This window comes from Micromonospora sp. Llam0, from assembly GCF_003751085.1.
Taxonomy (GTDB): domain Bacteria; phylum Actinomycetota; class Actinomycetes; order Mycobacteriales; family Micromonosporaceae; genus Micromonospora_E.
In genome coordinates this window covers 5,801,589-5,822,017 of sequence record NZ_RJJY01000001.1, presented here as the reverse complement: position 1 = coordinate 5,822,017, position 20,429 = coordinate 5,801,589, and the positions used below count along the sequence as shown (strand labels likewise).

Sequence of the window (20,429 nt, the reverse complement as noted above, 5' to 3'; positions counted from 1 at the left end):
ACCCGGCCGGACGCGACCACTCACGGCCGGACTGGTCCGGCCGTGAGTGGTGCTCGTCGCACGAGTACGCACCGAGCACCCAATCGACCGCAAGGGATGAAAAAGCGTACCCGCCGCCGACCCGGGACAGCCTCGGCCGTGAGACGAGACCGACGCCAACACGCCGCTGTACGCGCTGTGGCGGCGACCGGTGCGGAGACCCTTGAATCAGCGGTCCCGGCTCGCCAGCTCGAGCACGGGTACCCGGGAGACCCGGAACGCGGGCCACGCCGCGGCGGCGAGGCCGGCTGCGACCGCGATGACGAGCGTTGCGGCGAGGCGGGGCCACGGTACGACGACGGATGGGATCTCCGTGCCACCGGCGACGTCGATCAGCGCCCAGCCGAGACCGACTGCGACGGCGATACCGATCGATGCTGCCACGAACGACAGGAGTGCCACCTCGAGCCGCACGATTCGACGCAGCTCGCGGCGAGTCGCGCCGACGGCTCGCAGCAGCCCGAGCTCTCCGGAGCGTTCATTGATCGCGAGCGCCGTGGTGTTGGCGACTCCGAGGAGCGCGATGAAGCCCGCGAGGAGGAGCATCCCGTCGATGAAGTTCCGGAACGCGGCGATTCCGCTCCCGCTGTTGGCGACGTGTTCCGCCCGAGTCTCGAAGAACGACCCAGGCGTGGCTCGGACCAGCGCCCTCACGTCCTCGTCGGCGTCTGCGACCGCTCCGTCGGCGAGGTCGACGAACAACCGAGCGTCGAGCAGGCGACCGACCAGGGTGTCGAGTGTCTGACGGTCGACGAAGTACAAAGGGGCTTCGAAACCGCCGGTGCTCCTCGGGACCACGGCGACGATCGGCGCCTCGAGTGTCGAGCGTTCGAACTCGATCACGAGGTTGCCGCCGAGCAGCGTCGGGTCGTCGCCGACCACGGCCACGCCCCCCGCGTTCAGGTCGGCGAGGTCGCCGGCGATCGGGTCGAGGTCGAACATGCTGGGCAGCGCAGTCGGGTCGATGCCGCCGATCGCCTCGGCTTTGCCTGCCACGATCCCTTCGGTGACGGCCAGCGCAGCGACTGCGTCGACGTCGGGCAGCTCTGCGATCCGGCCGGCCAGGGTGGGGTCGATCGTCGGGAAGTCGGCGGTCGCCGACGTGACCACCAGGTCCGCCTGCAGTCCGTCCCGAACGTCCGTCCCGACCGCACTCGTCAGTGAGCTCGCGAAGACCGCGAACATCGTCACCATCGCGGTGCCGAGCATGAGCGCGAGGGCCGTTGACGCCGATCGACGAGGGCTCGCAGCCAGGTTGCCCGCTGCGATTGAGCCACACACACCGGCGACGCGGCGGGCCACCCGAGTGCTCCCACGAGATGTGGCGGTCACGATCGCCGGGCCGCACAGCACGAGCGCCGGGACGATGGCAGCGACGAGCATGACCCACGTCGCGTTCGAGCGCACCACAGCCACAGCTCCTCCAGCGATCGCCACCGCGGCGAGCACGAGCCCGCTCGCCGTTCGCGCCGGGCTCACGACCCGGGGTTCCGCCGCGCTCTCGCGCAGCGCCTCGATCGGCGGCGTCGCCGCCGCGCGGCGAGCCGGGATCCATGCCGAAAGGATCGTCGCGCCGATACCGACGGTCGCGGCGACCGCGATCGAGGTCGTGCTCACGATCGATGGCCCGGTGAGCAACGTGACCCCGGCGAGTCCGACGAGCCAGCGCAGCGCGCCCACTCCCGCGACCCCGCACACAAGGCCGACGAGCGTGGCGATCGTCCCGACGATCGCCGCCTCGATCACCACCGCGCCGAGCAGTTGGCGTCGTTGCGCACCGATCGCGCGTAGTAGCGCCGACTCCCGTCGGCGGCGGGCGACGGTGAGCGCGAACGTGTTGAAGATGATCGTGACACCGATCACCACCGCGACCACGGCGAAGGCCAGGAGGAACACGGTCAGGAACTGCAGCGGTGACGTCGCGGCGTCCTGCATCGTCCGGATGTGGTCGGGCCCGTCGATGACCTCGGCATCGGTCAGTGCCGACAAGCGGTCGAGTACCTCGGCGCGGTCAGCGCCCTCTGCGACGTCGACGAGCACGTCCGTCGGCGCCGCAGTGTCGAGCCAGGCGGACACCGCTGCGACGGGCAACAGCACCGTTCGCTGCAGCGGCGCCGCGTCCGCCGACGCGATCGTCGCGACACCGGCGATCGTCGCGTCGTGTATCCCCGTCGTCGTCAGGACCTGTACGACGTCACCCGGAGCCAAGCCGGCGTCACCGGCGAGCGATCGGTCGATGACGATCTCACCGATCTCGATCGGTTCTCGCCCGCTCGTGAGCCGGAACGGGTTGAGCGCCGGGTCGGCGACCCAGTTGCGACCGACGTCGCTCGCCGTTCCGGTTCCGACTGACGATCCGTCGACGACCAGCTTCGCGAAGCCGACCCACTGCGAGGCGGCCCCGTCGACGCCATCGACCGTAGTCACGCGCTCGGTAATGTCGGGATCCAGTGATCGCCGAACCGACCTCTCCGGGTCTCCGGGCCCTCCGCCGGGCTCGCCGAGGACGACGCCCTGCACCACGGCGTCCGTCCCGGCCAACGCTTCGGCGATGTCACGGGCCGCTCGGCCACGCATCGAGTCGGACAGCACCAGCGTCGCGACGAGGAATGCCACCGACAGCGTGATCGCCGTGCCGGTCAGCAGGAACCGACCCCGACTCGCGAGCACGCTTCGAGCCGCACTCCGCATCATCTGGCTCATCGCGCCAGACCCTTCATCACGTCGATCACCGAATCGGCCGACGGGTGATCCATCACGTCGTGCACTCGGCCGTCGACGACGAACACGACGCGGTCCGCCCAGGCAGCGGCGTTGGGATCGTGCGTGACCATCACGATCGACTGGTCATGTAGATCGACTGCTGATCGCAGGAATCGAAGGATTTCCTGGCCGGACCGAGTGTCGAGATTGCCGGTGGGCTCGTCGGCGAAAATTACCTGCGGCTGGGCGACCAGCGCTCGGGCGACCGCGACTCGTTGTTGCTGCCCACCCGAGAGCTCCGTCGGCCGGTGACGCATGCGATCACCGAGGCGCAGCAGCGACACGACCTGATCGAGCACCGCGGCACTCGGCCGCCGCCCGGACAACGTCATAGGCAGGCAGATGTTCTCCTCGGCCGTAAGTGTCGCCACGAGATTGAACGCCTGGAACACGAACCCGATCCGTTCTCGGCGAAGCCTGGTCAACTCGCGATCGTCGAGGGTCGACAGATCGGCGTTGCCGACGAATGCGCGGCCCGACGTCAGTTGATCCAGCCCGGAGGCACAGTGCATCATCGTCGACTTTCCCGAACCCGACGGGCCCATCACAGCCGTGAACTTCCCGGTGGGGAACGCGATGGTGACGTCGTCGAGCGCGACAACGGCCGACCGGCCGGAGCCGTATCGCTTGACGGCGCCGACGAGCGTGGCCGCAGCGTCATCAACACTGGCTGACAGCGCGCTCGCGGACTGCCGGTCGACGACCGTTGAATCTGGACGTGAGGACACGAGATCTCCGATGAGTGGTTGGTCAGGGTTCACACGGTGTTCCATGGAACCGAGGGTGCTTTATGGCTTTGTCGTTGTTTCCGGGTCGGGTTCGGTGTGCATGCACAGGCCCGGCGGCACCGCAGCTGTCTCATCGAGCAGGCCTGCCCCGCGCGGATCGATGTCCGGACGCGGCGAGTGATCTGGGTCGGAAGCTGGCGCGTGCTGTCCCTGCTTCCTACCGAGCGAACCTGAGACGACCGTTAATGCGGAGCTCAGGCCGGGTGGCCGAACCAGGTGCCCGGCGCATCCACCAGCGTGGTGGCGTCGAGGTACCGCCCGGTAGGCAAGGCCCAGGCGACAGAGCACCAAGTCCTGCTGGTGGCGGAGGGGGAGTTCTCCTCGGTCACCCAGACGTGTGGGAGTACGACGTCGGCGGCATGCGCACCGTACGCACTGGTTCTAACGGTCGTCTCAGGTTCGCTCGGTATGAAGTGGACACCGCCGGGCGACGCGGGTCTCGGCCTCGGCGGCATGGCCGAAGGCGCCGTGTCCTACGGCGGCACGGTCAGCGCCGGTCCCGCACCGGACGGCGGCTAAATCGTGCACGCGACCCGGGAAGGCAGCCATTCATGATCACTGTGCTCGTGGTGGAGGACCAGCCGCTGCGGCGCTTCGGGTTTCGCATGCTGCTGGAGAGCACACCCGACACCGAGGTCGTCGGCGAGGCCGAGAACGGCGCCGAGGCCGTTCGGCGGACCACCGAGCTGCATCCCGACGTGGTGTTGATGGACATCCGCACGCCGGGCGTCGACGGTATCGAGGCCACTCGGCGCATCGTCGCCGCCGGTGGGCGTTCGCGGATCCTGATGCTGACGACATTCGACGTGGACCGGTACGCGTTCGCCGCGCTGCGGGCCGGGGCGAGCGGTTTCCTGCTCAAGGACACCCGCCCGGAGGAACTGCTCGCCGGCATCCGGGCCGTCGCCGCCGGGGACGCGGCGATCGCGCCGGCGCTGACGCGGCGGCTGCTCGACGCGTTCGCCGACCGGCTCGACGATGACCTCTGCGGGCCCATGCGGGAGGATCCCCGGCTGGACTCCCTGACCGGCCGGGAACGCGAGATCCTCGTCGCCATCGGCCACGGCCTCACCAACGGCGAGATCGCGCAACGGTTCACGCTGTCGGAGTCGACGGTGAAGACCCACGTCGGACGGGTCCTCGCCAAGATCGGCGCACGGGACCGGATCCAGGCAGTCACCCTCGCCTACGACCTGAGACTCACCCGGCCGAACTAGCGCTTCATCTCGCGCGTCCGTCGAGGGCGCGGCCGTAGATCCCAGCCGCACCGCTCCGGGCCGATCCGCTCCGCGTGATCGACCGCTCCGCTGCCGGGTCCGCGTGCAGCCGCCCACGTCACCGCCCGTCTGTCGAAGTCGAACTGCGACACGTCCAGCACGACCTTGGCGTTCGGCGTGCCCGGGTTGAGTTCGACCTTCATGGCCCGCCAGCCGGCGCGCAGCGGCTGCGGTGGAGTTGACGACCCGTCCGCGTGCGCGCTGTGCGAGCCGGCCGCGCGGCCACCCACGCCGTGCTCGACTGGCTCCGCGAGCAGGACAACAGGCGCAGCCGGCGGGTCGAGTACTCCCGGCTGGTCGATCGGCGGAACCTAACGTGTGCCGCCATCACCGGCCTGCCTGCCTCGGCCTGGTCGCCGGTGCACGCTTACGCATCCCCACCACCTGGCCCTGGGCCGAACAGATCACCACCGCCTTCAACCGGATCATGGCCGTCCCCGACCCCGGCTGACCAGCTCAACCGCTGCCCCACCGAAGGGGCGGACCCAGGAGACCACGCCCACCGCCGCGACAGACGGCCAGCCACCACGCCCGGAACCAGGCCACATCAATCAACTATGATCCGCTCCGCCGGGCCAAAGGAGGCGGCGTCAAGCGCGAATCATCGAGGCTATTTCACGTACGCGCGGTGAAGGTGAAGTAGTACCGCGGTACCGCCTCCCTCCCGAGATTGACGACCGTGGTACGACGAGACACGACGGAATGGGTCCTAGAGTTCAGGATACGAAGAGACCTGACAGTCCACGGGGCGCCATGACGCTGGTGACAACGTTCGCTGCTGTCGTCGCCTCTGAGCGAAACCACCCTAAATCTGGCGATACGACCAAGACCATATAACACACAAACTAGGTCATAGGACGTCCTCTGAGGAGCGCTCGAGGCACGACAGGATCAGGTTCGGTTCGGCCCAGATGCTCCTGGAGGAGTACCGACTGCGTCCCGCTGGCGGATGGCGATCCGTGCGTTCTCGTTCACAGCTGAAGGGCATCTCCTAACCAAGGGACATGTCCTGAAGCACTCGCCACCACATGACCTCTGGCCAGCAACGGGCCGGCCATGTCGCGCCACGCCCGCGCACCGTCGAACTCCGCACGGAGCTGTCATGACCCTTGAGGACGAACTCCTCGGCCTGTTCCACGAACTCACCGACCCGCACTACACAAAACAGCAAAAGGAGCACATGGCATGAGGCTGATCGGAGAAGGCACAGCGAAACCGTTGATTGGGCGCCGCGGCTTTATCGCTCGCGCGGCTGCAATCGGCGCTGGCGTTGGATTGTCCGCGACGGCACTCGCGGCATGCACCGACGACAAAGAGGACTCGGAAGCCTCCCTCAGTGAGAAGGACATCGCGCTTCGTGACCAAGATCTGAAGTTCATCGGCACGGAGGAGACCTTTTCGACTCCCACGTTGTTGAAGATGAACTCCATCAATAAGGATCACATAGCGTTCCTTGAGGAGATTGGTCTTTCGGATCTAGGCGAGCGCCGCATCGGCGATATGGACGAGGGGGGACTCGATGTTCAAATCCTCTCTGCTCATACACCGTCCGTACAAAACGTCCCCGGGCAACGGGGTATCGACCTTGCCTATCGTCTCAATCGGCAACTTGTAGACGGGCCAATCGCCAGTTATCCGGGCCGCTTCCAGGCTTTCGCCACCTTGCCTTTGCAGAGCCCGGAGGCGGCGGCGGACGAACTGGAACGCTCGGTCAAGCAAGACGGCTTCTTGGGTGCACTGACCAACGGACACATCGCGAAGAAGTACCTCGATCATCCCGATTTCGAGCCTGTTCTGGCACGTGCCGAGGCTCTCGATGTGCCGATATACCTGCACCCCGGCTACCCGGCTGACGAGATCTTCCAGATCTACTACAGCACCACACGGTCCAAATACACGGAAGAGTACCAAGACTACATTTTTAGTGGGTCTGGATATGGCTGGCACCAGGAGGTTCTAACCCAATGCATCCGGATGATCGCGTACGGGGTTTTTGACAGATTCCCCAAACTGAAAGTCATCATCGGCCACATGGGCGAAGGTCTTCCCTTCTATTACGAGCGGATCGTCGGAGACATGGGCGAGCCGACCGAAGACTCACTCGAGAAGCCCTTCGGGCAATACTTTCAGGACAACTTCTGGTTCACAACCAGCGCGTTCTTTCAAGATAATCTGCTCCATCTCTTACTGAAATACATCAGCGTAGATCGAGTGATGTTCGCAACCGACTATCCCTTCGCGGGCATCAAAGAAGGGACTGACTGGTTCCGGGCGGTCGATCTTCCGCGTGAGGACAAGGAAAAGATTGCCTTCCGAAATGCCGAGAATCTGTTCGGCATCAAGGTCTGACGCATTTGACCCTGAACCGCTCCGGGTTTTCCGGCTATTTCCGGTTGAGGGTGCAGGTCGTTGCTGACATCGCTGGCGGGTTCAGCCTGTGCGGTTCTTGACGCCTCCGTCGCACAGTGTGCGAGGAATGTGCCTACGCGGTCCGACCGGCTTGTAAATAGACGAAAGCGCCTCTTCGGCAGGGGAAACAGGATCACGTGGACCTGGCGTCCCCGGTGTGGGCCACGGACTTGTGGGGGGAGGCCAGAAACGCCGCCCCGTCGCACGAGGGTCGGCACTCGCCGACGATCTCGCCGGTGGCGACATTGAGCGCGGTACCACGTCACCTGCGCCGCCCGCACGTCCATTAATCGTGGTCTCAGATTCGCTCGGTACGAAGTTGGCATCGAATTGGTGATGTAGCTCGTACCTGGGAGGCTGTTGATGGCAGTCGAAGCGGCGCAGCCCGGTCGGTTGGCCGGCCGGTGGTCGCCGCTGCTGGTGGTCGTCGCGGTCGGGCTCGGGTTCGGGCTGCTGGTGCTCCTCGTCCAGCTGCACCTCGAACCGGTGATGAGCGTCGACCGCGATGTCGTCCGGCGGCTCAACGAGGTCGTGTCGCCCCGGTCGTATCTGGTGAACGCGCTCAACGGGACAACTCGGCTGGGCGGGCATCCGGTCATGCTCTGGCTGGTCGGCGTCGCCGCGGTGCTGCTGCTGGTGCGCCGGCGGTTTCACCTCACGGTCTACCTGCTGGCGACCGCCACCGGCGCGCTGCTGCTCGTCCCGTCGGTGAAGTCGCTGGTCGGCCGGCTGCGCCCGGTGGTGGAGGTGCCGGTGGCGGCCGCGTCCGGCAACAGCTTCCCGAGCGGGCACGCGCTCGGCTCGATGGTCGTCTACGGCGCCGTGCTGCTGGTGTTCCTGCCCGCGGTGCGCTACCGCAAGCTGTTCATCTTGGCGGTCGGGCTGATCGTGTTCGCTATCGGCGTCACCCGGATCGCGCTCGGCGTGCACTACCTGACCGACGTGCTGGCCGGCTGGCTGCTCGGCGTGCTGTGGCTGAGCGTCACGGCGTACGCGTTCCGGGTGTGGCGGCGGGAGGCGGGATACCCGGTGGTGCCGCTCGACGAGGGCCCGGAGCCCGAGGCCGCCGAGGCGATCAAGCCGGCGTCTGACTCCAGCCGCCCGATCCCGCACCGGTGGGTCAAGGCGACCGAGATCCTGACCGGCTGGGTGTTCACGTTCGGCATCCTGTACGTCGTCGGCTACCTGCTGAAGAACTACACCGAGGGCACCTGGCTGGGGCGTTTCGACGACGGCGTGGTCCGGTGGCTGCAGGCGTTCCGTACGCCCGCCCTGGACGACGTGAGCTGGGTGTGGAGCAAGGCCGGCGACACCCACGCCATTCTGGCCATCTCGCTGGTCTTCTGCCCCATCGCGCTGGCCGTGTGGCGGCAGTGGCGACCAACGGTGTTCGTGGCGCTTACCATGCTCGGCGGGCTCACCTTGTTCCTGTGCACCGCGGCCGCCGTCCAGCGGGACCGCCCGCCGGTGGCGCAGCTCGACGACCCGATGCCCACGTCGTCGTTCCCGGCCGGGCACATCGCCGCCACGATGTGCATCTGGGTGGCGATCGCGGTTCTGGTCATGGGCCGGGTGCACAGCCGGTGGCGCTGGCTCGCCGGGGTGCTCGCGGTGGTCATGCCGACCGGCGTCGCGCTGTCCCGGATGTACCGCGGCATGCACCACCCGACCGACCTGCTCGGCGCCGCGATCCTGACCGCGCTCTGGGTCGGCCTGCTGTGGTGGGTGCTGCGGCCCAACATGCGCGCGGCGCCGGCCGAGGTGCGCAGGTGACGCTGCGCTCCGTCAGCTGGAACAAGACCGACGGGATCGACCGTGGGCGCGGCGCCCGCTCGGCTGGCGCGGCGGCACCCGCACCGCGTGGGACGTCGTCCGCTGGCCGCTCAGCCTGGTGCTGATCGGGGTTCGCCGTCGGCCTGCTGTTCGATAGGTGCCGCGCCGCAAGAGGTCGGCGCTGTCCTGGCCGCTGCAGTTCGGCGGCCAGTCCTCCCCGCGAGCGACCCAGCGCTCGGGCTGCCCGCGACTCGACCGGGCTCAACCCCTTCTACGAGCCCCCGCAGCATGCCGATGCACGCGCACCGTAACCGTCCGTACGGACGGGGTCGACGTCGACGCGTTGCTCATCCGGCCCGACGGCTGGGTCGCCTGGACCTTGCCTGCCGGGCAGGACCTCGACGTCACCGGGCTGGTGCGTGCGCCGGGCACCTGGTTCGGTCACCCGGTCTGAGCAGCGCATTAACGGTCGCCTCAGGTTCGCTCGGTACTAGTAGGCCTCAGAGAGAGCGATGTAACCCGTATGTAGGGGGCTAGTGATGGCAGTCAACGCAGCGCCGCCCGGGAAGGCGCCGGCCGGTCGGTTGGCCGGCTGGTCGGTGCCGTGGTTGGTGATCGGACCCCGTACCACGGAGCTACATCGGTCGGCCCGGCGTAGGGACGACCGGTGTGGAACCTCCGGCCGAAGCTTCTCGGCATGGCTGTGACACAGGCCGTGCTCGATCACCCCTACCTGCTGCTCGGTTTCTTCGTACTGATCGAGGGGCCGGCCGCGACGATCACCGCGGGCACCCTGGTCGGCGCCGGCGCTGCGGCGTTCTGGCCGATCTGGGTGATCGTCGCGCTGGCCGAGGTGGTGGGCGACAGCCTGCTCTACCTCGTCGGCCGGTCGGCCCGGCGGCCCTGGGTAGCGTCCCTGCTGGGCAGGCTCAAGGCGACGGCGCTGCTCGACCGGCTGGCCGGGATGTCACTGCCTCGGCTGGTCATCACCGCCAAGCTCGTCGACGTCTTCGCCCTCCCGGCATTCGTGTCGGCGGGGCTCGTCGGGCTTCCGTACCGGAGATTCGCCGCCTGGGTGGGTGCCACCGCCGCCGTACGCGGCCTGGTGCTGATCGGTCTCGGCGCTCTGCTCGGTAGCCAGCTGTCCGGTCTGCTCGCACTGCCTGGCGGCATCTTCCTGCTCACCGCGGCCGTCGCCGTGCCGGTCGCTGTCTTCCACCTCTTCATGAAGCGCTACCACCTACGAAAGGTAGTTGTCCCATGCGCATCCTCATCGGTGCCGACACCTACGCCCCGCACGTCAACGGGGCGGCCTACTTCGCCCAGCGCCTGGCCGTGGCACTGACCGCCCGGCACGAGGTGCACGTGGCCGCGCCGTCGACGGACACCCGCAGCCATGCCGGCATGTCCAGCGACGGCGTCGTCGAGCACCGCGTGCGTTCCTTGCCGGTGCCGGGCCACTCACCCTTCCGGTTCTGCCCGCCACTGGGGCTGCGCGCGGCAGCCCGCCGGATCCTCGACGAGGTCCAGCCCGACGTGGTGCACGTGCAGAGCCACTTCCCGCTGTGCCGGGCGCTGGTCGACGCGGCGCACGAGCGAGGCCTGTTCGTCATCGCCACCAACCACTTCATGCCCGAGAACCTGATCCACTACCTGCCCGTCGGCAACGCCGGCCGGACGAGGGTGCACGAGTGGGCATGGCGCGACGCCGCCCGGGTGTTCGCCAAGGCAGACATCGTCACGGCCCCGACCCCGTACGCCGCCGCGCTCGCCGTGTTCTCCGGTGTGTCCGGGCCGGTCCTGCCCATCTCGTGCGGCATCGACCTGACCCGCTTCCGCGAGCAGGCGCCCGCGGCCGAGTTCCGATGGGCCCACAGCCTGGCGCACAAGCCCACCATCACGTACGTGGGCCGACTCGACGCCGAGAAGAACCTCGACGTCGTGATGCGGGCGTTCGCGCTGGTGCGGGGCTCCCTCGACGTCCAGTTGCTCCTGGTCGGCACCGGGTCCGAGGACCGGACGCTGCGGTCGCTCGCCGGGGAGCTGGGCGTCGCCGAGCATGTCACGTTCACCGGTTTCATCTCTGACGAGGACCTTCCCTCCGCCTACGCGGCGTCGGCGGTGTTCGTCAACGCGGGCACTGCCGAGCTGCAGAGCCTGGTCACGCTCGAGGCGATGGCCAGTGGAAAACCTGTGATCGGCGCCGATGCCGCAGCCCTGCCCCACCTCGTCCGGGACGAGGAGACCGGCTACCTGTTCCCGCCCGGCGACGTTGTCGTGCTCGCCGAGCGACTGCTCAGGGTGCTCTGCGATCCCAAGCACGCGGAAGAGCTGGGGCGCCGGGCTCGTGCCGTGGCCGAGCAGCACGACCAGACCCGCACGGTGTCCGCGTTCGAGCAGCTCTACCGGATCCGTCCGGCCCGTGAGGCGCCCGCGCCCGTCGAGGCCGCCGCATGACAGCGACGATCGTCCGGGTGGGCACCTCCCGCTGGTATCGCAACGTCCAGCTGAGCCTGGGCGTGGGCACGGCGGCCGGGACAGGCCTGCTGATGGTCGGCGATGTCGACCCGGTGGACGAGATGGTCAGCGAATCGATCCGGACCGTGCCGGGCGCCGTCCTGCTGGCCTTGGCGGCGTGTGGGCTCGCGGCAGCCGGTGCCTGGCTCCTGGCCGGTGCCCGGCGTGTGCTGCTACCGGCCTGGCCCCTCACCGTGCTGCTGTCGGTGTGGTGCGTGTCCCTGGTCGCGGTGGTGGTGTTCCCCACGAACCTGCCGGGGACCGAACCGGGCGTCACCGCCGGGGTGCATCGCATCGGTGCGGCGCTGATGGCGGCGCTGCCACCGCTGTTCGCCCTGCTCATCGCCAAGCGTGCCGGGCACGGGGCCGACCCGGCCCGGGTCCGCTGGCTACGCGCGGCCGGGTGGTCCGCGCTCGCCACGTGCGTCGCGTTCGCGGCGGTGAACGGGCCGGCGGTGCTGCTCGGCCAAGGCTATCTCCCGTTCGCGGGCCTGGCCGAACGGGTTCTGCTGGCGCTCGTGTTCGTCGTAGTCGGGCTCTGCGCCTGGGTGCTCGAAGGCGAGGAGCGGCCCCGATGGACCTGATGGCCATGATCGAGAACGCGATGGCCTCTCCGGTCGTCTATCTGGCGATCCTCGCGCTGGCGGCCCTCGACGCGTTCCTGCCTTTCCTGCCGTCGGAGTCGGTCGTCATCGCGGCGGCGGTCTTCGCCGGGTCGGGCATCCCGTCGCTTCCGCTGATCATCGTGTTCGCCGCCCTGGGCGCCTTCGCCGGTGACCACATCGGCTACCTCATCGGGCGCTTGATGCGCGAGCGCCGTCCGGGCGGCCGCCTGATCCGCGCCGCCGACAGGATCGCCCCGCACCTGCACCGCCGGGGCGGCGCCCTGATCATCGCGGGCCGGTTCGTGCCCGGCGGTCGCACCGCGATCGTGACCGCCAGCGGTGCCACCGGCTACCCGCTTGCCCGCTTCACCCCGTTCACCGCCATCGCCGCCGTCACCTGGGCCGGCTATTGCGGCCTGATCGGCTACCTCGGCGGCGCCGCCTTCGAATCCAACCCGACGCTGGGCCTGGCCCTCGGCCTCGGTCTCGCCCTGTCCATTACCGCGCTCGGCGAACTGTTCCGCTACGTGTGGCGCTGCCGGCATCCAGTGCGCGCTGGTGGCCATGCTGACGGTGTTGCCAGCGGTGCTCGTGGTGCCTGGCAGGCGGATCTGGCCGGCCATCCCGCTCGGAATCCTCGGCGTGCCCGCCATCGGGCTGGTCGGCAACACCGGCGCCCTGCGGGAGCAGGACCAATTCCTGCGTCGGCGAGCCGAGTGTGGAGAACCTCGACACCAAGATGACCACCAGCCGCGACGAGTAGCTGGTGATCCCGCTGGTGCGCGACCTCGTCCTGATCATCCTCGGACTGCTGCTGCGCGCGATCGTGGCCCCGCTGGTCCTCATGGCCACCGTGATCGCCTCATTCGCTGCGGCCTTCGGCGGCAGCGGGTTCGTCTTCGACACGATCCTCGGCTTCAAGGATGTCGACTATTTCAGTGCCGCTGCTGGCATTCCTGTCCTGGTGGCGCTTGCGTCGACTACAACATCTTCCTGGTCAGCCGGGGCCGGGAGGAGACCGTACGTCTCGACACCAGAGAGGTCATGCCCAAAGCCCTCTCCGCCACCGGTGGCGTCATCACCTCGGCTGGCCTGGTCCTGGCGGCCACGTTCGCTGTCCTCGCCACGCTTCCGCTGGTGATGCTCCTCAGCCCTGCGCCACGCGCCGGGGCGCGGGTCAGCGCCCCGCAGTGTCCTCCCCGGCGGCGAGCCGCGCGATCGGGGCGGGCAGGGCTGCGGCCGGAAGGTCGACCCGAAGTAGCGCGCCACCGCGTGCGGAGCGGGCGACGGTGGCCCGGCCGCCGTGGGCGTCAACGACCCGCTGCACGATCGACAGCCCTAGACCGGATCCCGGCAACGCCCGGGCGCTGTCGGCACGGTAGAACCGGTCGAACACCCGCGGCACGTCGGCGGCGTCGATGCCGGGCCCGGCATCGTCGACCTCGAGCACCGCCGACGCGCCCTCGGCGCGGAGCCGGACCTGGACCGGCTGGTCCGCGGGGGACCACTTGCCGGCGTTGTCGATGAGGTTGAGCACCGCCCGCTGGAGCGCAGCGGGACGCCCGCTCACCCACACGGAGGTCACGTCGAGCGCGACCTCGATGTCGGGCAGGCGGGAACGCGCCCGGGTCGCGGCGGCCACCACCACGTCGGCGAGGTCGAGCAGCTCGGTGCTCTCGTCGTTGACGTCACCGCGCGCCAGGTCGGTCAGCTCGGCGGCAAGGGTGCTCAACTCGGCCACCTGGGCGCCGAGATCGTTGAGCAGCCGGGTCCGGCTCTCCGCAGGCAGTGCGCTGTCCAGGGTGCCGCGCCGATCGAGCCGGATCAGCAGCTCGACGTTGAGGCGCAGGCTGGTGAGCGGGGTCTTGAGCTCGTGGGCGGCGTCCTCGGCGAGCAGCCGCTGGGCCTGCCGGGAGTCCCGGAGCGCGGCGAGCATGTCGTTGATCGACTGAATCAGCCGCCGGATCTCCCCACCGCCTTCATCCGGAATGTGGGCGTCGAGATCCTGGGTGTGCGCGACACGGACGGCGGCGGTGGTCAGCCGGTCGATCGGTGCCAGCCCGGTCCGCGCCACGGCCCGCCCGACAAGGGCGCCGCCGACCACGCAGAGCAGCCCGATCAGCAGCATACCGAACCCGAACTGGTTGACCGGGCTGTCGTCGACGACGCGGGCCACCTGGACCGCGCCGTCGCCCGCCCGTAGCGTGTAGACGAGGTAGCCGTCCTCGTCGCTGTCGTCCGACTCCATCAGGTCGGCCAAGCCGCCCTGCGCCACGAGCCCGGCGTGCTCGCTGACCGGGGGCAGCGCGGGTTGACCCGCCGGCGTCCGGGTCGAGCCGTCGGGCAGGATGACCCGCACCAGCGGACCGGATCCGGGATACGGCGGTAGCAGGACCTGCGCCAGACCGGCGCGCTCCGCGTTCGTCGCCACGACGCGGGATTCGGCGCGCAGCTGATTCTCGGCGGTGTCCCGCAGCTGCCAGTCCAGCAGTTCGCTGGCCACCTGGAAGGCCATGAACACGCTGACGGCGATGGCCGTCGCCGCGATCACCGTCAGCCTGGTCCGTAGGGACCGCTGGCGCCACCATCGGGTCAGCCGGCGCGGTTCCCGGGCCGCGTGCCTGCTCACGGAGGAGTTTCCCGCAACGTGTACCCCAGGCCGCGCAGCGTGTAGATCAATCGCGGCTCACCCTCGGCCTCCATCTTGCGGCGCAGGTAGCTTACGTATACCTGGAGGTTGTTGGCGGTGGCGCTCATGTCGAAGCCCCAGATCGCCTCGAACAGCGCGTCGCGGGTCAACACCCGGGTCGCGTTGCGCACAAGGACCTCCAGGAGGGAGAACTCGGTCCGGGTCAGGCGCAGCGCCCTCCCGCCACGCCACGCCTCGAACCTGTCGGGATCGAGCCGGACGTCGGCGAACGACAGGACCTGCGACTCCCCGTCGGTCGGCGTACGTCGGCGCAACAGAGCCCGCACCCGGGCCAGCAACTCCTCGGTGGCGAACGGCTTGGGCAGATAGTCGTCGGCACCCGCGTCCAGCCCCGCGACCCGGTCGGAGACCTGATCCCGGGCGGTCAACATCAGCACCGGCAGATCCCGACCCGCCGCCCGCAACCGCCGGCAGGTCTCCAACCCGCCGAGGCGGGGCATCATCACGTCGAGGATCAGCAGATCCAGCGTCTCACCGCCGGCCTCACCGACCCCGTCGAGCACGGCGAGACCGTTGGCGACGGTGCTGGTGTCGTAACCCTCGACCCGGAGCACCCGCTCCAGCGACTCACGGATAGCCGCGTCATCATCCGCAATCATGATCCGCATGCCCGCCCGCCCCCTTCCCGCCGATGCTTTCGCCGCTCATTGTCCCCGACCAACCTGAGGCCAGGATTAGCGCGTCGCTGGGCACCGGCCAGACGGGCAGGGAACCGGCCGTCAGAGAACGGTCCTTTGACCTCCCAGTAGACGTGGCGGCCAACCAGCTCGCCGCGCTGTCGAACGCCCATTGGCCACAGCCAAGGTCGTGTTCACCACCGGGGCAGCATGCGCGGCACGATGCGCATGCTGGCACCATCGCCCCCTGCAGTCCCCCTGCCGAAAAATCGGGCGCCTGGCTGCCGACGGTGCTGGTCTCCGCCGCGAAACACCGATGCCCGGCTTCCGGCTCGCGGACTCCGGCCGCTCCGGCGCCGTGTTCAAGACCGAGCGAGCGCCGCCAGGAGGAACCCGGGCACGTCGCGCAGCGAAGTCAGCTGCTCTGCGCGACCATCGCCGTCGATGGTCTCGCGGGCGCTGGGCATCTGCCGCCATGCGAGTGTGGGCATGAGTACGCCCATTTCATCTATTGAAGTTATCTCAACAAGATCTGTAACCATGTTCAAAGTGAAGTAGCACGAGGGCGGCTTTCGCTATGTCGCCGATCTTCGTCGGCGGAGTCGTGACACCTTGCAGGACGCGCCACCTCTGGCTCAATAGCGCGAATCCGCGTTCGCCGAGGCACCGCATCGCACGCAGGAGCATGTTGTAGGTCCGGTTGTCGACGTGGAGCCGGTGTCCACTGGTCGGCTTCTTCACGGGGGTGTGTACGCCCTGACCTGCACCTTCGTACCCGGAATCCGCCAAGGTGGGTAGTCCGCGAGCGGCGGCCGCGTAGAGCGCGCCGAGGACCTCTTCCTGGGCGATACGTAGGTCATGGACTGAGCCGGGAGCGACACCGGAGACCCATACCGGGAACCCGTCGGGGCGCATCAGCGCCTGGACGTTGCCGCCGAAGTCGTGGGTCTTTCCGGAGTAGTAGGCGTCGATGGTCTCGCCCTTCCTGTTGGCTGTCTTCTCCGCGTACCGGTCGCTGTCCACGACCTTGCCGTCGAGGATCAGGTGTGACCAGCCCTCGGCTTCGACCCGGTCGAGGGCCTCGGACAGATCCGGCGCCTGCGCGGACAGCACCGCCAAGACCTCGTCGTGGTAGCGGTAGGAGGTGGCCCGGGACAGCCCGAACCCGGCGCCGAGCTGGGGGATGTCCACGCCGCGGTTACGGAACCAGACAAGGCCGAACACCGCCTGCCGCCAGCAGGTGAGCAGTCGGGTCTTCCTGCGTGTGCCCAGCGACCGCCGGTGGGCGCGTAGCAGACTCGCCACGTAGGAGACGAGTTCCCTCGGGACGTCGAGTGTGGCACGATAAGTGATCACGTGGGGTCCTCTTGGTGACGGATTCTTGTGGTGAGACCGGTTTATCGGAGGACCTCACGTCCCACAAGAATCGTCGCTATTGCCCCTTATGTGCGTGTCGCACCATTCAACGAACCATTCGTTGTTGAGAAAACTTCATTGAAGACGGGATTATGAGTCACGCATGGCGCGGCGGGCGAGCGTAGGCGCGAGACGGTGGATGGCCCGCAGCAGCCGGACCTTGCCGATCGTGATCTCGGTGCGGTCGCGTTCGAGTCCCGCGACGATGGCTGCGGCGACCGATTGTGGTTGACCACGGCTGATGCCGGCACGGCCGCCAGGGCCGGCAGACAGAGACTGGTGAGCTGGATGAGGCCGGTGAGGTTCGTGCCGACCTCGAACGCCGACGCGGCCAGCGCCTCGTCGGTGGCTTCGGCGAACAGGCTCCGCTCGTGCTGCACGGCGGCGTTGTTCACCAGGATGCTCAGCCCACCGGGTAGGTCCATCGCGGCGCTCGCGATCCGGCGCACGTCCTCCGGCCGGGACAGGTCACCCGCGACCGTACGCAGGTCGGGGACCAACCCGGCGGCCCGGTTCAGCTTGTCGGGGTCCCGCCCACAGACGAGCACCTCCTTGTCGGGGTCCCGCCCACAGACGAGCACCTCGCAGCCGGCTTGGCGCGACAGCGTGGCCAGCGCCAAGCCGATGCCGGTGCTCCCGCCGGTGACCAAGGCCCGGTGACCGGCGAGCCTCATCGGGTCACGTCCCGGTGCCCCTCGACGAGGCCCGGCAGGATCCGCTCGACCCGGAAGTACGGCACTGTGAACATCGGCGTGTCGCGCATCCGCTCCCACAGCCGGTTCCAGCTCAGCAGGTCGGGTGTCTGCGCGAGCAGCACATCGCTGCAGCTGGCCGTAAAGGACTCCACGTCGATCCAGTGAACGTCGACCTCCGGCGCCGACGCGAGCACCGGGTGGACCACGCGTTCCACGATGGACTCGCGCGCGGAACGGTCAAGAGTCAGCCAAGCCGGCAGTGCCGTCAGCTCGACGATGACTACCCACCGAGCAGTTCTTGTAGCAAGTGCTTCAGGCATGCTGACGACAATAACTGTAGCGAGTGGTACAGTCAAACCCGTGTCCCGACCTGCCGATGTCGCCCGACGCGCCGAACTGCTGCGCCAGACCTTCGACTACCTCGTCGAACACGGTCTCGCCGACCTGTCCCTGCGACCGCTCGCGGCGGCGCTGGGCACCAGCTCGCGCATGCTCGTGCACTACTTCGGGACCAAGGAGCAACTCGTCACGCAGGCGCTGGCCGCCGTGCGCCCGGACGTCGAGGCGCTGATGGATTTGGCGGGCGAAGGTGCAGAGTCACTGCCTGCGCTCGCCCGCATGGTCTGGCAGGACATGTGCGGCGGCGAGCAGGAGGCACGGGTGCGGCTGCTGCTCGAGGTGATGGGCCTGGCGCTGACCCAACCGGACCAGTACGGCGCTCTGGCCGCCGACGCCATCCACGCATGGGTCAAACCGGTGGCCCACGCCCTGCGACGGGCCGGTTTCAGCACCGCCCAGGCCCGGGTCCGCGCCACCGCCCTGGTCAGCGGGCTGCGCGGGATCGCCCACGACCGATACCTCACCGGTGACCGTGCCCGCACCGACGCCGCGGCCGAGCTGATCATCGCTTTGGTCGTACCCCGCGGGCCAGGTAGTTCCGCCGGACCGGCCACAGGCCACGAGGATTCACCTCACCGGGACCCGACGTAGGCGCTCGCCAACGTCGCCGCGCAGGCCCAGTAGACGCAGTCATCCCTCGTCGTCCTGCGCTGCCAGGTAGGGCAGGAAAGGCGAAGGGGGCTGCCTGCCGTTTCGGCAGGTCGGACCCCTGTTGATCTCGCGTGCCCGAAGGGACTCGAATCCCCAACCGTCTGATCCGTATCAACGAGTACCACCGAGCCGCCTGAACGATCTTCAAAATCCCAGCTCACGACCCTGAACGCAGGGTCGGCGTCGGACGGCCGATCAGACAGCTCAACTACTCGTGGCGCAAGTCGCGTCACTCATTGCTGTTGCCGGCGATGATTGATAGCCTAACCTCTAGCACTTTGAAACATTGCCATATATTGATCTTCTGGGTTATGGCGGTGACCTGCCTTGTCTCCTGTCGCATGCTCAGCCGTCGGTCGATTCCGGTCAGCGGCGGAGCGGTGGCCGGACACGCCGCCGACGGCGATGGGGCGGTCATGACCACGTTGATCATCGGCAACAGCCGGACCTCGGAGATGGCCGGTGATCTCGCGGCGCTGACCCCGGCCCAGCTCCGCAGCGGTGGCTGTGTCGCCCAGCGGATGCTCTGGTTTGCCCGGGACGGCGACGTGCTGGTCCTTCCGTTCGCCCCGCCGCCGGAGTACGTGAGTTACGTCACCGGCCTGACCGGTACCGATGCCGCCTCGCTCACCCTGATGGTCCCCCCGCCCGGCGGCCTCGGCTCGGATCTACTCACCCCGGACCGGCTCACCGATCCCGGCTTCCTGGCGGCGCTCCGCCGCGCCCTCGGAGACGGGCCACCGGGTGAGATCCTCGCCGTCTACAAGGATCTCTCCGTCACCGGGCTCGCCCGGGCGTTGGCCGCCGAGGCGGCCCTGCCCGGGTACCCGTTCAGTGCCCAGGCCGGCGACGCGCTGGTGAACAGCAAGGCCGGGTTCCGGGCGCTGGCCGCCGGAGCCGGCGTACCGATCGCCCCGGGCACCGTCGTCAGCGGCCTGGAACAGGCGCTCGAGGCGATCACCGGTCTGTTCGACCGGGGCCACAGCGTAATGGTGAAGTTGGAGTTCAACGGCGGTGGTCTCGGCAACGAGATCCTCAGCTGCACCGATGGTGTGGTGCCGGCGGGAGCGCCCCGCGTGGTGGTGCTGCCGGACCGTTCCGCCGTGCTCTCCTATCTGGAGCGGCGCTGGGAGTGGCTCACCGCAGGCCGTGCGCACCGGCTGGTGGTGGAGCGCTTCTTTCCCGGTTCCACCACCGTCTACGCGGAGTTCCTCGTCGGAGACGAAGGTGCCCAGCTGATCGGCGTGGGTGAGCTGCTGATGGAGCCGGTGGCGGTCGGTTCGGTGCTGCCGGCGCAGACGATCGAGCCGGAGACCAGAGCGGAGTTGCTCGACGGCGCCCAGCGGCTGGTCGACTCCCTGCGGGTACTCGGTTACCGGGGGGTGGTCAGCGCCGACGCCATCCACACCCAGGACGGGCAGGTGCTCTTCACCGAGACCAACTGCCGCCTCACCGGCTCCACCCACGTGCACCTGGTGCTTGACGGCCGCGTGGTGGACGCCGGCTACCAGGAGAAACGTGTCTTTCTGGAACGCGGTGGCTGGATCGTGCCGTCGTTCGGGGCGGCCGTCGACCGGCTCGCCGCGGCCAGTCTGGGCTACGACCCGACCAGCCGTACCGGGGTCGTGATCACCTCGAACGAGGTCGACGGGGACGGCACTGTCGCCTGCTGTGCGATCGCCGAGGACCTGGCCACAGCGGAGGAGATGCACCGCGGGCTGGGCCGCCTCTTCGTGGACGGCACCGGTTCCCGGCGGCTGCGGTGAGCAG

Annotated in this window: 18 protein-coding genes and 1 pseudogene; 11 read left to right on the top strand and 8 right to left on the bottom strand. The window is 68.5% G+C overall.

Annotated features, from left to right (window positions below; all coding sequences use genetic code 11):
- Positions 1 to 207: 207 nt before the first annotated feature.
- The gene (locus EDC02_RS25425) at positions 208 to 2,742 is read right to left on the bottom strand and encodes an FtsX-like permease family protein (RefSeq protein WP_123604118.1); all 2,535 of its coding nucleotides are present in this window, start codon (positions 2,740 to 2,742) and stop codon (positions 208 to 210) included.
- On the bottom strand, positions 2,739 to 3,479 hold the full coding sequence (locus tag EDC02_RS25420; RefSeq protein WP_370461563.1) for an ABC transporter ATP-binding protein: 741 nt from the start codon (positions 3,477 to 3,479) through the stop codon (positions 2,739 to 2,741). Before EDC02_RS25420 ends, EDC02_RS25425 begins: the two co-directional genes overlap by 4 nt.
- A gap of 662 nt (positions 3,480 to 4,141) precedes the next feature.
- On the opposite strand from EDC02_RS25420, the gene EDC02_RS25415 reads away from it, so the two are divergent.
- Entirely contained in the window at positions 4,142 to 4,807 is a 666-nt protein-coding gene (locus EDC02_RS25415) for a response regulator transcription factor (RefSeq protein WP_123604116.1), read from the top strand.
- Here EDC02_RS25415 and EDC02_RS25410 read toward each other — a convergent pair.
- Positions 4,804 to 5,097 carry a hypothetical protein gene (locus tag EDC02_RS25410; protein ID WP_123604115.1) on the bottom strand — a complete coding sequence of 98 codons (294 nt, stop codon included), beginning with the start codon at positions 5,095 to 5,097 and terminating at the stop codon, positions 4,804 to 4,806. The two genes, EDC02_RS25415 and EDC02_RS25410, sit on opposite strands and share 4 nt — an antisense overlap.
- A 955-nt stretch (positions 5,098 to 6,052) precedes the next feature.
- On the opposite strand from EDC02_RS25410, the gene EDC02_RS25405 reads away from it, so the two are divergent.
- The 8 genes and pseudogenes from EDC02_RS25405 to EDC02_RS25375 form a co-directional block, all read left to right on the top strand.
- On the top strand, positions 6,053 to 7,216 hold the full coding sequence (locus tag EDC02_RS25405; protein ID WP_123604114.1) for an amidohydrolase family protein: 1,164 nt from the start codon (positions 6,053 to 6,055) through the stop codon (positions 7,214 to 7,216).
- A gap of 423 nt (positions 7,217 to 7,639) precedes the next feature.
- Positions 7,640 to 9,049, top strand: a complete 1,410-nt coding sequence (locus EDC02_RS25400) for a phosphatase PAP2 family protein (RefSeq protein WP_123604113.1) — start codon at positions 7,640 to 7,642, stop codon at positions 9,047 to 9,049.
- A 157-nt stretch (positions 9,050 to 9,206) separates the two neighbouring features.
- On the top strand, positions 9,207 to 9,503 hold the full coding sequence (locus EDC02_RS42875; protein WP_370461492.1) for a hypothetical protein: 297 nt from the start codon (positions 9,207 to 9,209) through the stop codon (positions 9,501 to 9,503).
- A 243-nt stretch (positions 9,504 to 9,746) separates the two neighbouring features.
- On the top strand, positions 9,747 to 10,394 hold the full coding sequence (locus tag EDC02_RS25395; protein WP_148083616.1) for a DedA family protein: 648 nt from the start codon (positions 9,747 to 9,749) through the stop codon (positions 10,392 to 10,394).
- Positions 10,310 to 11,506 (top strand): glycosyltransferase, encoded by a 1,197-nt coding sequence (locus EDC02_RS25390; RefSeq protein WP_123604111.1) that lies wholly within the window; start codon positions 10,310 to 10,312, stop codon positions 11,504 to 11,506. The genes EDC02_RS25395 and EDC02_RS25390 overlap by 85 nt, the downstream gene beginning before the upstream one ends.
- Positions 11,503 to 12,150, top strand: a complete 648-nt coding sequence (locus EDC02_RS25385) for a DUF998 domain-containing protein (protein WP_123604110.1) — start codon at positions 11,503 to 11,505, stop codon at positions 12,148 to 12,150. The genes EDC02_RS25390 and EDC02_RS25385 overlap by 4 nt, the downstream gene beginning before the upstream one ends.
- The gene (locus EDC02_RS25380; RefSeq protein ID WP_233606283.1) at positions 12,141 to 12,914 is read left to right on the top strand and encodes a DedA family protein; all 774 of its coding nucleotides are present in this window, start codon (positions 12,141 to 12,143) and stop codon (positions 12,912 to 12,914) included. Before EDC02_RS25385 ends, EDC02_RS25380 begins: the two co-directional genes overlap by 10 nt.
- A pseudogene (locus EDC02_RS25375) lies at positions 12,814 to 13,257 on the top strand (MMPL family transporter); the annotation flags it as partial. The gene EDC02_RS25380 and the pseudogene EDC02_RS25375, both read left to right, overlap by 101 nt.
- Positions 13,258 to 13,348: 91 nt before the next feature.
- Here the strand turns inward: EDC02_RS25375 and EDC02_RS25370 are convergent.
- From EDC02_RS25370 to EDC02_RS25350, 5 genes are all read right to left on the bottom strand, one after another.
- A complete protein-coding gene (locus EDC02_RS25370) occupies positions 13,349 to 14,800 on the bottom strand; it encodes a HAMP domain-containing sensor histidine kinase (protein WP_123604109.1) in 1,452 nt (483 codons plus the stop codon).
- Positions 14,797 to 15,489 (bottom strand): response regulator transcription factor, encoded by a 693-nt coding sequence (locus EDC02_RS25365; protein WP_123604108.1) that lies wholly within the window; start codon positions 15,487 to 15,489, stop codon positions 14,797 to 14,799. Before EDC02_RS25365 ends, EDC02_RS25370 begins: the two co-directional genes overlap by 4 nt.
- A 531-nt stretch (positions 15,490 to 16,020) precedes the next feature.
- A complete protein-coding gene (locus tag EDC02_RS25360) occupies positions 16,021 to 16,854 on the bottom strand; it encodes a transposase family protein (protein WP_123601953.1) in 834 nt (277 codons plus the stop codon).
- 86 nt (positions 16,855 to 16,940) lie between these two features.
- Complete coding sequence (locus tag EDC02_RS25355; protein ID WP_123604107.1) at positions 16,941 to 17,588, bottom strand: SDR family NAD(P)-dependent oxidoreductase; 648 nt, start codon at positions 17,586 to 17,588, stop codon at positions 16,941 to 16,943.
- Positions 17,585 to 17,929, bottom strand: a complete 345-nt coding sequence (locus EDC02_RS25350; RefSeq protein WP_123604106.1) for a darcynin family protein — start codon at positions 17,927 to 17,929, stop codon at positions 17,585 to 17,587. Before EDC02_RS25350 ends, EDC02_RS25355 begins: the two co-directional genes overlap by 4 nt.
- Positions 17,930 to 17,969: 40 nt before the next feature.
- Between EDC02_RS25350 and EDC02_RS25345 the strand changes: the two genes are divergently transcribed.
- Both EDC02_RS25345 and EDC02_RS25340 read left to right on the top strand, forming a co-directional pair.
- Entirely contained in the window at positions 17,970 to 18,599 is a 630-nt protein-coding gene (locus EDC02_RS25345; protein ID WP_199757761.1) for a TetR/AcrR family transcriptional regulator, read from the top strand.
- 476 nt (positions 18,600 to 19,075) lie between these two features.
- Positions 19,076 to 20,425, top strand: a complete 1,350-nt coding sequence (locus EDC02_RS25340; protein WP_123605135.1) for a peptide ligase PGM1-related protein — start codon at positions 19,076 to 19,078, stop codon at positions 20,423 to 20,425.
- Positions 20,426 to 20,429 lie beyond the last annotated feature (4 nt).

Bases quoted from the DNA above. Each gene is read 5' to 3' on its own strand.
- EDC02_RS25365 (WP_123604108.1), bottom strand. From the start codon at position 15,489: ATGCGGATCATGATTGCGGATGATGACGCGGCTATCCGTGAGTCGCTG.
- EDC02_RS25415 (WP_123604116.1), top strand. From the start codon at position 4,142: ATGATCACTGTGCTCGTGGTGGAGGACCAGCCGCTGCGGCGCTTCGGG.
- EDC02_RS25395 (WP_148083616.1), top strand. From the start codon at position 9,747: ATGGCTGTGACACAGGCCGTGCTCGATCACCCCTACCTGCTGCTCGGT.
- EDC02_RS25400 (WP_123604113.1), top strand. From the start codon at position 7,640: ATGGCAGTCGAAGCGGCGCAGCCCGGTCGGTTGGCCGGCCGGTGGTCG.
- EDC02_RS25390 (WP_123604111.1), top strand. From the start codon at position 10,310: ATGCGCATCCTCATCGGTGCCGACACCTACGCCCCGCACGTCAACGGG.
- EDC02_RS25425 (WP_123604118.1), bottom strand. From the start codon at position 2,742: ATGAGCCAGATGATGCGGAGTGCGGCTCGAAGCGTGCTCGCGAGTCGG.
- EDC02_RS25405 (WP_123604114.1), top strand. From the start codon at position 6,053: ATGAGGCTGATCGGAGAAGGCACAGCGAAACCGTTGATTGGGCGCCGC.
- EDC02_RS25340 (WP_123605135.1), top strand. From the start codon at position 19,076: ATGACCACGTTGATCATCGGCAACAGCCGGACCTCGGAGATGGCCGGT.
- EDC02_RS25380 (WP_233606283.1), top strand. From the start codon at position 12,141: ATGGACCTGATGGCCATGATCGAGAACGCGATGGCCTCTCCGGTCGTC.
- EDC02_RS25385 (WP_123604110.1), top strand. From the start codon at position 11,503: ATGACAGCGACGATCGTCCGGGTGGGCACCTCCCGCTGGTATCGCAAC.
- EDC02_RS25350 (WP_123604106.1), bottom strand. From the start codon at position 17,929: ATGCCTGAAGCACTTGCTACAAGAACTGCTCGGTGGGTAGTCATCGTC.
- EDC02_RS25355 (WP_123604107.1), bottom strand. From the start codon at position 17,588: ATGAGGCTCGCCGGTCACCGGGCCTTGGTCACCGGCGGGAGCACCGGC.